General features: G+C 65.6%; 14 protein-coding genes. 11 read left to right on the top strand and 3 right to left on the bottom strand.

The annotated features are described in order from the left end of the window. Window positions 1-10: 10 nt before the first annotated feature. Window positions 11-361, bottom strand: a complete 351-nt coding sequence (locus A6W98_RS13600; RefSeq protein ID WP_042462296.1) for a DMT family protein — start codon at window positions 359-361, stop codon at window positions 11-13. 189 nt (window positions 362-550) lie between these two features. On the opposite strand from A6W98_RS13600, the gene A6W98_RS13595 reads away from it, so the two are divergent. The 8 genes from A6W98_RS13595 (at window position 551) to A6W98_RS13565 (ending at window position 7,293) form a co-directional block, all read left to right on the top strand. Further along, complete coding sequence (locus tag A6W98_RS13595) at window positions 551-2,083, top strand: acyl-CoA carboxylase subunit beta (protein WP_042462294.1); 1,533 nt, start codon at window positions 551-553, stop codon at window positions 2,081-2,083. A 40-nt stretch (window positions 2,084-2,123) separates the two neighbouring features. Next, on the top strand, window positions 2,124-2,474 hold the full coding sequence (locus A6W98_RS13590; RefSeq protein ID WP_042462292.1) for a hypothetical protein: 351 nt from the start codon (window positions 2,124-2,126) through the stop codon (window positions 2,472-2,474). Beyond that, complete coding sequence (locus A6W98_RS13585; RefSeq protein WP_042462289.1) at window positions 2,471-2,866, top strand: DUF6497 family protein; 396 nt, start codon at window positions 2,471-2,473, stop codon at window positions 2,864-2,866. Before A6W98_RS13590 ends, A6W98_RS13585 begins: the two co-directional genes overlap by 4 nt. Window positions 2,867-3,064: 198 nt before the next feature. After that, entirely contained in the window at window positions 3,065-3,190 is a 126-nt protein-coding gene (locus tag A6W98_RS22140; RefSeq protein WP_256714519.1) for a hypothetical protein, read from the top strand. A 66-nt stretch (window positions 3,191-3,256) separates the two neighbouring features. Continuing rightward, a complete protein-coding gene (locus A6W98_RS13580) occupies window positions 3,257-3,616 on the top strand; it encodes a hypothetical protein (protein ID WP_042462288.1) in 360 nt (119 codons plus the stop codon). A 343-nt stretch (window positions 3,617-3,959) separates the two neighbouring features. Further along, complete coding sequence (locus tag A6W98_RS13575; RefSeq protein ID WP_042462286.1) at window positions 3,960-4,163, top strand: hypothetical protein; 204 nt, start codon at window positions 3,960-3,962, stop codon at window positions 4,161-4,163. Window positions 4,164-4,295: 132 nt separating this feature from the next. Then, window positions 4,296-6,296: an acetyl-CoA carboxylase biotin carboxylase subunit gene (locus A6W98_RS13570; protein ID WP_042462284.1), complete on the top strand. Its 2,001-nt coding sequence runs from the start codon at window positions 4,296-4,298 to the stop codon at window positions 6,294-6,296. A gap of 4 nt (window positions 6,297-6,300) precedes the next feature. Then, a complete protein-coding gene (locus A6W98_RS13565; RefSeq protein WP_042462282.1) occupies window positions 6,301-7,293 on the top strand; it encodes a DUF6492 family protein in 993 nt (330 codons plus the stop codon). A 45-nt stretch (window positions 7,294-7,338) separates the two neighbouring features. Here A6W98_RS13565 and A6W98_RS13560 read toward each other — a convergent pair whose 3' ends face one another. Next, window positions 7,339-7,800 (bottom strand): DUF4174 domain-containing protein, encoded by a 462-nt coding sequence (locus A6W98_RS13560; protein ID WP_042462280.1) that lies wholly within the window; start codon window positions 7,798-7,800, stop codon window positions 7,339-7,341. Window positions 7,801-7,896: 96 nt separating this feature from the next. Here A6W98_RS13560 and scpA point away from each other — a divergent pair, with 96 nt between their 5' ends. Beyond that, window positions 7,897-10,029 carry a methylmalonyl-CoA mutase gene (gene scpA, locus A6W98_RS13555; RefSeq protein WP_042462278.1) on the top strand — a complete coding sequence of 711 codons (2,133 nt, stop codon included), beginning with the start codon at window positions 7,897-7,899 and terminating at the stop codon, window positions 10,027-10,029. A gap of 96 nt (window positions 10,030-10,125) precedes the next feature. Here scpA and nhaA read toward each other — a convergent pair whose 3' ends face one another. Further along, window positions 10,126-11,313: a Na+/H+ antiporter NhaA gene (gene nhaA / locus A6W98_RS13550; protein WP_042462276.1), complete on the bottom strand. Its 1,188-nt coding sequence runs from the start codon at window positions 11,311-11,313 to the stop codon at window positions 10,126-10,128. A gap of 462 nt (window positions 11,314-11,775) precedes the next feature. Here nhaA and A6W98_RS13545 point away from each other — a divergent pair, with 462 nt between their 5' ends. After that, entirely contained in the window at window positions 11,776-12,459 is a 684-nt protein-coding gene (locus A6W98_RS13545) for a molecular chaperone DjiA (RefSeq protein WP_042462274.1), read from the top strand. Next, window positions 12,456-13,487 (top strand): endonuclease/exonuclease/phosphatase family protein, encoded by a 1,032-nt coding sequence (locus tag A6W98_RS13540; RefSeq protein WP_042462272.1) that lies wholly within the window; start codon window positions 12,456-12,458, stop codon window positions 13,485-13,487. The genes A6W98_RS13545 and A6W98_RS13540 overlap by 4 nt, the downstream gene beginning before the upstream one ends. Window positions 13,488-13,509: the final 22 nt, after the last annotated feature.

Genomic DNA, 13,509 nt, shown 5'->3' with positions numbered 1-13,509 from the left:
CCATCGGGGCCTACCAGCGGTGGAAGATGAAAAACGCGCCGAGCGCGATGAATCCGAAGCCGAGCGCATGGTTCCAATGCAGCGGTTCCTTGAGGTAAAGTACCGAAAATGCGCAAAATACCGTCAGGGTGATGACTTCCTGAATGGTCTTCAGCTGGGCCGCCGAGAAGTGACCATAGCCGATCCGGTTCGCGGGCACCTGCAGCAGGTATTCGAAGAAGGCGATGCCCCAGCTGACGAGGATGACGGCGACCAGCGGCGTGGCCTTGTACTTGAGATGACCGTACCAGGCGAAGGTCATGAAGAGGTTGGACAGGACGAGAAGGCCGATCGTGACGACCGGCACCGGCAGGGCGGGCATGGTTGGGCTCCGGGACGAAGGGGCGGGCATCTGCCGATATGGCATGCCGGGCGACCTCGTCTACCGGATTTGCCGATTTGCAATATGCAGCCTGATGCTGGGAAATAATTTGCAAATTTACCGTTTAACACTTTGATGAAGCGCATTGCATGGGTAGGTTGCCGAAAATTTCCGCAAGGGGCATCGCCGATGAAAGATATCCTCAACGAACTCGAGCGCCGCCGCAGTATCGCCCGTCTGGGCGGGGGTCAGCGACGCATCGACAGCCAGCATGCCAAGGGCAAGCTGACGGCGCGCGAGCGGATCGAGCTGCTGCTGGATGAGGGCTCGTTCGAGGAATTCGACATGTTCGTCGCCCATCGCTGCACCGATTTCGGCATGGAGGACAGCCGTCCCTATGGCGACGGGGTGGTGACCGGCTGGGGCACGATCAATGGCCGCATGGTCTATGTCTTCAGCCAGGACTTTACCGTCTTCGGCGGCTCGCTGTCCGAAACCCATGCCCAGAAGATCTGCAAGATCATGGATATGGCGGTGCAGAACGGCGCCCCGGTGATCGGGCTGAACGATTCGGGCGGGGCCCGGATCCAGGAGGGCGTCGCCTCGCTTGCCGGCTATGCCGAGGTGTTCCAGCGCAATATCGAGGCCTCGGGCGTGATCCCGCAGATCTCGGTCATCATGGGGCCCTGCGCGGGCGGGGCGGTCTACAGCCCGGCGATGACCGATTTCATCTTCATGGTGCGCGATTCCTCCTACATGTTCGTGACCGGCCCCGATGTGGTGAAGACCGTCACCAACGAGGTCGTCACCGCCGAGGAACTGGGCGGCGCCTCGACCCATACGAAAAAATCCTCGGTTGCCGACGGCGCCTTCGAGAATGATGTCGAGGCGCTTTACGAGGTGCGCCGGCTGGTCGATTTCCTGCCGCTGAACAACCGCGAGAAACCGCCGGTGCGGCCCTTCTTCGACAAGCCCGGCCGGGTCGATGCCAGCCTCGACACCCTGATCCCCGACAATCCGAACACGCCCTATGACATGAAGGAGCTGATCCTGAAGGTCGCGGATGAGGGCGATTTCTACGAGATCCAGGCCGATTTCGCCAAGAACATCATCACCGGCTTCGTCCGGCTCGAAGGGCAGACCGTGGGCGTCGTGGCGAACCAGCCGATGGTTCTGGCCGGCTGCCTCGACATCGACAGCTCGCGCAAGGCCGCGCGCTTCGTGCGCTTCTGCGACTGTTTCGAGATCCCGATCCTGACCTTCGTCGACGTGCCGGGCTTCCTGCCCGGGACCGGCCAGGAATATGGCGGGGTCATCAAGCATGGCGCCAAGCTGCTGTTCGCCTATGGCGAGGCGACGGTGCCGAAGGTGACGGTCATCACCCGCAAGGCCTATGGCGGCGCCTATGACGTGATGGCCTCGAAACACCTGCGCGGCGATTTCAACTATGCCTGGCCCACCGCCGAGATCGCGGTGATGGGGGCCAAGGGCGCGACCGAGATCCTCTACCGCTCGGAACTGGGCGATGCCGAGAAGATCGCGGGCCGCACCAAGGATTACGAGGATCGCTTTGCCAATCCCTTCGTGGCGGCCGAGCGCGGTTTCATCGACGAGGTGATCCAGCCGCATTCGACCCGTCGCCGCGTCAGCCGCGCTTTCGCCTCGCTTCGGGGCAAGCGCCGCGAGACGCCTTGGAAGAAGCACGGCAACATTCCGCTTTGAGGCGGAGGTCGAGGCACGGGTCCGAGATACGGGAGCATCCATGAAACGCGGGGGCTGGCATATGCTGCGGGAGAAGGGCGCGCTGACGATGGCGCGGCAGCTTCCCGTGCGCTTCGACCTTTGCGCGAGCGCGGCCTTCCCGCCCGCCAGCAAGGGGCGGCTGGCCCTGCAGATCCGTCAGGATCTGTGGCGGATGCTGCAGGATCTGCGCGGGTTTTCGCCCGTGGTCACGGTTGAGGAGGAGGGGCAGGGGCTGCGGGTCCGCGCTGGAGGTCGCGCCGCAGCCCCTTTCCCGCGATCCGATTGCGAACGCAAGATCGCCGCCCTGCTGACCAGCCCGTCCCATCGGGCGCGCTGGCTGGCCCAGGCAGGGTCGGAGCCCCGGACATGATCCTGCGCGCGGTTCTTCTGGCCGGGGCGGCACTGGTGCTGGGCGCCTCGGGCGAGGTCATCGACGTGCCCTCGGGCCAGTCGGTGACCCATCTCGACACCATCACCGGCGAGCCGGGCCCCGCCGGGCTGACGGTGCGGTTCCGCTTTCTCGCCCCCGATATCGCGCAGGACGAGGGCTCCATGCCCGCCACGCTGGCGCAGGGCGACATGGATTATCTCTGCGCCGAATTCGCGCTGCCGCGGCTGGCCGGAACCGGCCCCGAACCGGCGCAGGTCGTCATCACGCTCATGGACCGCCCGGTGCCCTTCGGTCAGTCCGATCCCGAGGCCACGCAGTTCTTCGAGGCCTACCGTCCCGAGGCGGGGCGCTGCATCTGGGAAGGGTTCTGAGACGATGCCGCATTCCGTTCGTCCGGCCGCCGCCGCGCCCGGTCCTGCGCCGGTTTTGCCACAACTTTCGCGGGTTGCTGCGGTGGCATGTGCAAAGCCGGAAGATTGGGCTATTCTCCCGGGAGGTCGCGGCAAGGCGGCCTTTACACAGGCAGGTGCCGGGCTCGGTCCCGCGCCAGAAACAGACGGGAGTGTTCCATGTCCAAGAGTGTCAAAACCCTTTTCGCCCTCTCGCTCGTCGCCTTCGTCGCGGCCTGCGCGCAGAAGGAAGAAGTGGTCTATGTCGAGCCGGTCCAGCCGGAGCCGACCTACAACAAATACTGATCGGGGCGAGGGGCGGGCGCGTCCCGCCCCGGCTTCGCCGCGCCCCGGTCCTAACGGAGGCGCGTCATGCTGAAACACAAGGGGTTCCCCTCCCGTCTGCCGGGGACCGATTTCCAGTTCACCATCCGCCGCGCGAACAAGGACGGAGCCACCCGGCTGGTCCCGCGCGAGCGTTATGCCGACCGGCGCCCGGCCGATCGCCGCGCCGATGCGGGCTTTCTGGCCGCGCTGATCGACCAGTTCGGCGATGCGCCGTTCGAGCGCGGCAATCTCGATGCGGGCCGGTTGTCCTGGCTTCTGGGGCGCGAGGTGCTGCCCGCCGAAGAGCCGTTCGATCCGGAAAGCTATGAAGCGCTGCTGCGGGTCGATATCGACTGCGCCAGAACCGCCTTCCCCGAGCTTTTCGCAGGGGGGCCGTTGGCGTGAAGCTGCTGGGCCACCTTTCATATAGGCGAGATCTTGCTCAAAGCCGCTCTCCCTTGCGTTGTGGTCTTTTCTTTTGTTCGGGTTACGGCGACAGTCATCAGCGACAGGACGGTCTTTCACCCCTAGACCGAATTGTCTATTTTCAAAACTATCATTCCCCAACCCCTAGGCCTGACCCATTTTTTCGGGTCAGGCCGACCCTCCCCCCTGGTCGCGCTCCGGTTCGTGCCGCATGGCGGATCGTTGCCCGCCGGGGCAGGGCCGCTGCGTATTTCCGTTTCGCGATCCGACGCTTGCAGGTATCTTATGCGCGTAACGACAAGATCCGTGGAGGCGGAGTAGAATGCCCAGTCCAAAGTTTCTCGCCGTCCTGGCCGCAGCTGTCCTGCTGGCCGGATGCAACATGTCCAATGACAGCCAGCGCGCCGTCGCGGGCGGTCTCGGCGGTGCGCTCGTCGCCGACGTGCTGGACACCAACGTCGCGGCAGGTGCGGCGATCGGCGCCCTTGGCGGCGCCCTTTGCGACGACGCGGGCGCCTGCCGCTGATCTGAACCGGTCGGCCTCGGGCCCGTCCGGACGCCAATCTGTGAGGGTCATCGGGGCTGTGCGCCCCGGTGGCCCTTTGCTTTGTAAGCGCCGGGGCGGGCTCGTCCGGGCGGAATGCTGGAAGGGACAGAGATGTTCGACAAGATCCTGATCGCGAACCGGGGGGAGATCGCCTGCCGGGTCATCAAGAGCGCCCGCAAGATGGGCATCAAGACGGTGGCCGTCTATTCCGACGCCGACCGTCATGCGCTGCATGTGCAGATGGCCGACGAGGCGATCCATATCGGTCCCCCGCCCGCGAACCAGTCCTATATCGTGATCGACAAGATCATGGCCGCGATCGAGCAAAGCGGCGCCCAGGCGGTGCATCCGGGCTATGGGTTCCTGTCCGAGAACAAGCTCTTTGCCGAGGCGCTGGAGAAGGCCGGGGTCGCCTTCATCGGCCCGCCCGCCAGCGCCATCGAGGCGATGGGCGACAAGATCACCTCGAAGAAGCTTGCCGCCGAGGCGGGCGTCTCGACCGTGCCGGGCTATATGGGCCTGATCGAGGATGCCGCCGAGGCGGTGAAGATCAGCCGCGAGATCGGCTATCCGGTGATGATCAAGGCCTCTGCCGGCGGTGGCGGCAAGGGCATGCGGATCGCCTGGAACGACCAGGAGGCGCGCGAGGGCTTCCAGGCCTCGAAGAACGAGGCCGCCAACAGCTTCGGCGACGACCGCATCTTCATCGAGAAATTCGTCACCCAGCCGCGCCATATCGAGATCCAGGTGCTGGCCGACCGGCATGGCAACTGCGTCTACCTGCATGAGCGCGAATGCTCGATCCAGCGCCGGAACCAGAAGGTCATCGAAGAGGCGCCCTCGCCCTTCCTCGACGAGGCGACGCGGCGCGCCATGGGCGAGCAGGCGGTCGCGCTGTCGCGTGCCGTCGGCTATTGCAGTGCGGGCACGGTCGAGTTCATCGTCGATGGCGACAGGAACTTCTATTTCCTCGAGATGAACACCCGGCTGCAGGTGGAACATCCGGTGACCGAACTGATCACCGGGGTCGATCTGGTCGAGCAGATGATCAACATTGCCGCCGGCCAGAAGCTGCCCTTCGAACAGAAGGATCTGAAGATCAACGGCTGGGCGCTGGAAAGCCGGCTTTATGCCGAGGATCCGTACCGCAATTTCCTGCCCTCGATCGGGCGGCTGACCCGCTATCGTCCGCCGGCGGAATCGGCGCATGATGCGGCGGTGGTGCGCAACGATACCGGCGTCTTCGAGGGCGGCGAGATCTCGATGTATTACGACCCGATGATCGCCAAGCTCTGTACCTGGGCGCCGACCCGGGCGCAGGCCATCGACGAGATGCGGACCGCGCTCGACGCCTTCGAGGTCGAGGGCATCGGGCACAACCTGCCGTTCCTCTCGGCGGTGATGGATCATCCCAAGTTCTGCGCGGGCGATATCACGACCGCCTTCATCGCCGAGGAATATCCCGACGGCTTCGCGGGCGTCAGCCTGCCCGAGCCCGAATTGCGCAAGGTGGCGGCGGCGGCCGCCGCGATGTTCCGCGTGGTCGAGATCCGGCGCGCCCGCATCTCGGGACGGATGGACAATCACGAGCGCATGGTGGGCGGCGACTGGGTCGTGGTGGCCCAGCGCGAGAGCTTTGCGCTCTCGGTGAGCGCCGACCGTGAGGGGGCCACGATCCAGTTCCAGGGCGGCGATCATCACCGCGTGACCTCGGACTGGACCCCGGGCCAGCCGCTGGCGGTCCTGCATATCGACGGCGAGCCGCTTGTGCTCAAGGTGGCGCAGAGCTCGCATGGCTTCGTGATCCGCCATCGCGGCGCCGAGATGAAGGTTCAGGTCTTCACCCCGCGCCAGGCCGAGCTTGCCGCGCTGATGCCCGAAAAGCTGCCGCCCGACACCTCGAAATTCCTGCTCTGCCCGATGCCCGGTCTGATCGTGACCATCGATGTCGAGGAGGGCCAGGAGGTTCAGGAGGGCCAGGCGCTGTGCGTCGTCGAGGCGATGAAGATGCAGAACACGCTGCGCGCCGAGAAGAAGGGCATCGTCGCCAAGATCAATGCCGGTCCCGGCGAAAGCCTGGCCGTCGATGAAGTGATCATGGAGTTCGAATGATCCCATGACGCAGCTCCCGTCGAAGAAGCTGGACATCGTGACCGTCGTGTTCTCGGGTGAACTCGCGCTGCTGCGCTTGCAGGCGCGTTCGATTGCCCGCGAGTTTCACGCCTCCGCGCTGGGTGATATATTCGTGATCATCAACGATCATGAAGAAGCGGCCTGCGCGGAGGCGGTCGAGGCAATGCGTGGCGATTACGGCCCCTTCGCCGGGAAGTTGAAGGTCGTGCGGCCAGACGAGTTGCTTTCGGACTGCCCGACCCTCCGCGCCCGTCTCGAGAGGTTTTACCTGACCCATCTTCGCGGGGTGGGCCGAAAACTGCGCGGCGCGGGCGGTGGCTGGCGTGGGAATGGCGGATGGGGGATGCAGCAGGCGTTGAAGCTGATGGCTGCAAGGCTGGGCGCGTCCCCCTATCTTCTGGTTCTCGATGCAAAGAACCAGTTCGTCGCGCCTGTTACCGGCTCGGATTTCGTGGCCGGGGATGGACGGCCGCGGAGCCGCGTGGTCGAGACCGAAGAAAAGCAACAAGGCTGGATCAGGGCGTCTTTTGCCAAACTGGCTTTGCCAGAACCAACGTCTCTGGCCACGGCCCCGCCGACGGTCACGCCGGTGGTCTTCGCCCGCGATGATCTGAGGTCCGCATTGGCCCTGATCGAGGAAAAGCTGGGACCGATCGAGCTGTTCTTCGCCCGACGCCGGGGGAAGGCGACCGAGTTCATGCTTGTCTACGCCGCACTCGATCAGGGCAGGGGGCTGTGGTGGGAGCTTCACGCCGAGGGTCTGCCCGCTTCTTTCTCGCTGTTCTCCGGTCGCAGTGTCGGCAGGCTGCCAGAGCTTGTGGCAGCGGCGCGGTGCGGCGATTGCAAGATGATCGGAACCCATAGCCGCCTTCTTGCGGCTATGACCGAGACCGTTCGAAAGGACCTTGTCGAGTTCTGGCGCGAGCGTGGTCTCATACGGTCCGACAGCGAGATCGAGGCATTGTTTCATGCCTAGAGCGTCTGTCCCTGGCCCGTCTGTAGCTGGAGCGGCCTCGTTCGCTCAGCGCCGGTCGCGGACTTCCTGCTGGCGCAGCGGGATCTTGTCGATCGAGCGCGAGATCTCGCGGACGTTCCAGGGCATCGGCTTGCGGAACTTGATCTCGCCATCCTTGCCGACCAGCACCAGCATGAAGCCGCGCGGGCGCAGTTTCATGCGCAGCTCGGAGCGGGCGTCGGGGTCGGTATCGACGATCACCACCACGTCGCGTTCGGCCAGCTCGTCGATGCGCTCGGTCAGAAGCTGCATCTGGGTCCGGTATTGCGGATTGGCCGGGCTGTCGGCGAAGACCACGACCGGCCGCGCCATCCAGTGGAAGTCGGACAGGCTTACGCCCTCGGCCTCGAGCACCACGGTTCGGTCGGCCTCCCAGCGCGCCAGCGGCTCGGGTTCGCTGACTGCGTCGGCGGTTCCGGCCAGCGGCATGAGCGCGACCCATGCCATGATCGTCAGGTGTTTTTTCATGAGCCCTCCTGTCGGCCCAGATATAGGCGCAGGTGGGCGGAAAGCGAAGTCTGAACCCGCGCCCGGCGCGGGGCATGCAGAAGAAGGACGGATCCGATGACGGACAAGACCACACGCTGGGCCGCGCTGGCCGAGAAGGAACTGCGCGGCAAGCCGCTCGACGGCCTGACCTGGGAGACGCCCGAGGGCATTCCGGTCAAGCCGCTTTACACCGAGGCCGATACCGAGGGCCTGGCGCATATGGGCTCGGTCCCGGGCGAGGCGCCCTTCACCCGCGGCCCCAAGGCCACGATGTATGCCGGCCGCCCCTGGACGATCCGGCAATATGCGGGCTTCTCGACGGCCGAGGAATCGAACGCCTTCTACCGCAAGGCGCTGGCCGCCGGTCAGCAGGGCGTGTCGGTGGCCTTCGATCTGGCCACCCATAGGGGCTATGACAGCGACCACCCGCGCGTCGTCGGCGATGTCGGCAAGGCAGGCGTCGCCATCGACAGCGTCGAGGACATGAAGATCCTGTTCGACGGCATCCCGCTGGGCGAGATCTCGGTCTCGATGACGATGAACGGCGCGGTGATCCCGATCCTCGCGAACTTCATCGTCGCGGGCGAGGAGCAGGGCGTCGAGCGCAAGCAGCTTTCCGGCACCATCCAGAACGACGTCCTGAAGGAGTTCATGGTCCGGAACACCTATATCTATCCGCCCGAACCCTCGATGCGGATCATCGCCGACATCATCGAGTTCACCTCGACCGACATGCCGCGCTTCAACTCGATCTCGATCTCAGGCTATCACATGCAGGAGGCGGGCGCGAACCTGGTGCAGGAGCTTGCCTTCACGCTGGCCGACGGCAAGGAATACGTGAAGACGGCGCTGGCGCGCGGGCTCGATGTCGATGCCTTCGCCGGGCGGCTGTCCTTCTTCTTCGCGATCGGCACCAACTTCTTCATGGAGATCGCCAAGCTGCGCGCCGCGCGGTTCCTGTGGCACCGGATCATGTCCGAGTTCGGTCCGAAGAACCCCAAATCGCTGATGCTGCGCACCCACTGCCAGACCTCGGGGGTGAGCCTCGCCGAGCAGGACCCCTATAACAACGTGGTCCGCACCGCCTATGAGGCGATGAGCGCGGTTCTTGGCGGCACCCAGTCGCTGCATACCAACGCCTTCGACGAGGCGATCGCGCTGCCCACCGAATTCTCGGCCCGGATCGCGCGGAACACCCAGCTGATCCTGCAGAACGAGACCAAGGTGACCAAGGTCGTCGATCCGCTGGCTGGGTCCTACTATGTCGAGAAGCTGACCGCGGATCTGGCCGATGCGGCCTGGGAGATCATCTGCGAGATCGACGAGATGGGCGGCATGACCAAGGCGGTGGCCTCGGGCATGCCCAAGCTCCGGATCGAGGAGGCCGCCGCGCGCTGGCAGGCCCGGGTCGACCGCGGCGAGGAGGTGATCGTCGGCGTCAACAAGTTCCGGCTCGAGAAGGAAGACGAGATCGACATTCTCGATGTCGACAACGTCAAGGTCCGCCAGAGCCAGGTGGCCCGCATCGAGAAGATCCGGGCAAGCCGCGATCAGGCCGCCTGCGATCACGCGCTGGCGGCTCTGGAGGAGGCCGCGCGAAGCGGCGAAGGGAACCTCTTGCGGCTGGCGGTCGAGGCCGCCCGCGCGCGCGCCACGGTGGGAGAAATCAGCATGGCGATGGAAAAGGTGTTCGGGAGACACCGGGCCGAGGTCAAGACGCTCTCGGGGGTCTATGGCGCGGCCTATGAGGGCGACGAGGGCTTCGCCGCGATCCAGCAATCGGTGGAGGATTTCGCCGAGGAAGAAGGGCGGCGGCCGCGGATGCTGGTCGTGAAGATGGGGCAGGACGGGCATGACCGCGGCGCCAAGGTGATCGCGACGGCCTTTGCCGATATCGGCTTCGACGTTGATGTGGGCACGCTGTTCCAGACCCCCGAGGAGGCGGCGCAGGACGCGGTCGACAATGACGTCCACGTGATCGGGATCTCGTCGCTGGCGGCGGGGCACAAGACCCTGGCGCCGAAGCTGATCGAGGCGCTGAGGGCGCAGGGGGCCGATGATATCATCGTGATCTGCGGCGGGGTGATCCCGCATCAGGATTACGATTTCCTCCGGCAGGCGGGCGTCAAGGCGATCTTCGGGCCCGGCACCAACATTCCGGCGGCGGCCAACGACATCCTGCGCCTGATCCGCGAAGCCCGCGGCTGATCGGGGGCGAGGCCCGTGCCGACCCTTGGGACGGCACGGGCCAAAAGTTTTCGCCGAAAACTTTCTCAGGACTTTTCGTCGAAAAGTCCTGCGGTCCTATTCCGCGGCTGTCGCGCGCTTGCTGCCTTTCGGGGTTGCCAGCAGCCTGAGCGCGGCATAGCCCAGCAGTGCCGAGATCGCCGAGCCGCTGAGGACCCCGAGCCGGACATCGTTCATCAGGACCGGATCGGCATAGCTCAGCGAGCCGATGAAAAGCGACATGGTGAAGCCGATCCCCGCGAGGCAGGACAACCCGTAGATATGGCCCCAGCCGACGCCGTCGGGCAACCGGGCGAGGCCGGATTTGACCATCGCGAAGGTGATCGCGAAGACCCCGACCTGCTTGCCGAGCACAAGACCCAGCGCCACGCCCAGCGGCAGCGGTTGCAGCAGGTCCGAGAACGAGATGCCGGTCAGAACCACCCCTGCATTGCCGAAGGCGAAGATCGGCAGGATCAGGTACAGCACATAGGGCGAGAGCGCATGCTCGAGCGCGTGAAGCGGCGATTTCCCCCATTTGTCGCGCAGCGGAATGCAGAAGGCGGTCGCCACGCCCGCGATGGTCGCATGCACCCCCGATTTCAGCACGAAGAACCACATGATCGTTCCCAAGAGCACCATCGGCGCCACCCGGTGCGCGCCCTTGAGGTTCAGCCAGATCAGCCCGGCCAGCGGCAGCAGCGCCATCAGCAGGTAGTCGACCTTCAGATCCGCCGTGTAGAACAGCGCGATGATGACGATGGCCCCGAGATCGTCGAGGATCGCCAGGGTCAGAAGAAACACCTTCAGCGACGCCGGCACCCGGTCGCCCAGAAGCGCCAGCACCCCAAGCGCGAAGGCGATGTCGGTCGCGGCCGGGATTGCCCATCCCGACAGCGTCTCGGGGCTGCCCCAGTTGAAGGCCGCGAAGATCAGCGCAGGCACCACCATGCCGCCCACTGCCGCCATGCCCGGCAACACCACATCGGCTGGTTTCTTGAGCTTGCCTTCCATCATCTCGCGCTTAAGTTCCAGCCCGATGAGGAAGAAGAACACGGCCATCAGGCCGTCATTGATCCACAGGATCAGCGGCTTCTCGAGCCCGCCGCCATTGAGCAGGACCGAGAAGGTCGCGCCGAGTGTCTCGTCGTAAAAGGGTTGCAGGGGCGAATTTGCGACGATCAGGGCGGCGAGGGCCGCAAGCATCAGCAGGATACCGCCGGAGGCTTCGTGGCCGAAAAACTTGTCGAGCGCGCGGAGCAGCATTGAATTTCCCGATTTTATTGGATTCTACGTTTGCGAAATGGGGTCTCGCCTGTGGATGTCAATTGCGCCCGGCGATCCTGCCGCGAAACTCGGACCATGCCGTCGCTCGGTGCGATGGCCCGGCCGCGATGATGACGCCGAGTCGGAGGCACAGGGACTGCCCTTGAAAACCGCCTTGCCGCGGCCGCTCGACAGGTGTTCGGACGGGCGGGCGGTTGCATCGGAGACAGAGAGCGCCCGAACCGGCTGTCACCCGCAGGGCGCTTTCGTCCTGCGCACCGCCCCGCTGCCGGGGGCCTGCCCCTTGGTGCCGGTTCCGGTGCCCGGAACGACGGCCATTCCCCGCTCCGGTCGCCGAATTTTCGAATGACGGCGGATATTTGCCGGAAAGACGCCGGGTGGGGCGCAGGGCGGCCGAATGACCGACCTGACTCTGCCGCCATCGCGGGCTAATCTCGGTCCATGTCGCTCTGGTCCCGCATCGCTGACGCCGTTTCCGCCCTGGCCAAGGGCGAAAGTCTTGCGGCCGTTTTCGACCGGCTTCGCACGCCGCCCGAACGCAGCGTCGCCTTCACCATCGCGGTGATCGCGCTGGGGGCGAAGATGGCCAAGGCCGATGGCCGGGTCACCCGCGACGAGGTCGCGGCCTTCCGCGAGGTCTTCTCGATCCCGCCTGGCGAAGAGGCCAACGCGGCCCGGGTCTTCGATCTGGCGCGGCAGGACGTGGCCGGCTTCGAGGATTACGCCCGCCGCATCCGCCGCATGTTCCGCGAGACCCGGGGGCCGCTCAGCGACCTGATGGAGGGGCTGTTCTTCATCGCCCTGGCCGATGGCGACTACCACCCCGACGAGGACGCCTTCCTTGCCCGGGTGGCCGAGATCTTCGGGCTGAGCGAGCGCCAGTTCCGCACGCTTCGCGCCCGTTTCGTGCCCGAGGCCGTGCCCGATCCCTATACCGTTCTTGGCGTCGATCCGACCGACGATCTGGACACCATCCGCAAGGTCTGGCGGGCCGAGGTGCGCGAGACCCATCCCGACCGGATGCAGGCGCGGGGCGTGCCCGAAGAGGCGATCAAGCTGGCCGAGCGGCGGCTGGTCGCGATCAACCAGGCCTGGGAGACCATCGTCGCGGACCACGCGGCGTGAGGATCGCCACCTATAATGTCGAATGGTTCAATGCGCTTTTCGACGACGAGGGCCAGCTTCTCGAGGGCGAAGGCCCGTCGGGCCGTCACGGCATCGCGCGGCAGGCCCGCATCGCGGCTTTGGGCATCGTCTTTTCCGCGCTCGATGCCGATGCGGTGCTGGTGGTCGAGGCACCCGACGAGAACGGGCGGCGTAGCACCGTCCGGGCGCTCGAAAGCTTTGCCTGCGTCTTCGGGTTGCGGGCGCGGCGGGCGCTGATCGGCTTTGGCAACGATACCCAGCAGGAAATCGCGCTGCTTTACGACCCCGACCGGCTCAGGGCCCGTCACGACCCGCAAGGCGCGCCGACCGGCCGCAAGGGGGCGCCGGACGCGCCGCGCTTCGACGGCGTCTTTCGCTGGGATATCGATGTCGATGCGGCGCCCGACCTGATCCGCTTCTCCAAGCCGCCGCTCGAACTGGCGGTCGAGACGGCGGCGGGGCTCCGGTTCCGGATGATCGGGGTGCATGCCAAGTCGAAGGCCCCGCATGGCGCGCGCAGTCCCGACGAAGCGATCCGGATCTCGATCCAGAACCGGCGCAAGCAGCTGGCGCAATGCATCTGGCTCCGGCAGCGGATCGAGACCCATCTCGACGCCGGCGAACCATTGATCGTGCTGGGCGATTTCAATGACGGGCCGGGGCTCGACGAATACGAGAAACTCTTCGGCCGGTCGGGCGTCGAGATCGTCCTGGGGCAGGAGGCCCCGCCCGAGCGGCGGCTGTTCGACCCGCATGCGCGCGAGGCACTGCAGGGGCTGTTGGCGGCGCAACCCGCCTCGGCGCGGTTCTTCATTCCGGCAACGGGGCGGTATCTGTCGGCGCTGCTCGACTATGTCATGATTTCGGCCGAGCTTCGCGCGCGCGGGCCGCGCTGGCGGATCTGGCATCCCTTCGACGATCCGGATCTCTACCGCATCCCCGAGCTGCGCGAGGCCTTGCTGACGGCCTCGGACCATTTTCCGGTCAGCCTCGATATCGCGATCTGAACGCTGCGCTTCATTTTCCCGC

Source organism: Rhodovulum sulfidophilum DSM 1374, assembly GCF_001633165.1.
Lineage (GTDB): Bacteria > Pseudomonadota > Alphaproteobacteria > Rhodobacterales > Rhodobacteraceae > Rhodovulum > Rhodovulum sulfidophilum.
The sequence above is the reverse complement of the archived record's forward strand: the minus strand, read 5'-3'. Positions and strand labels throughout refer to the sequence as shown.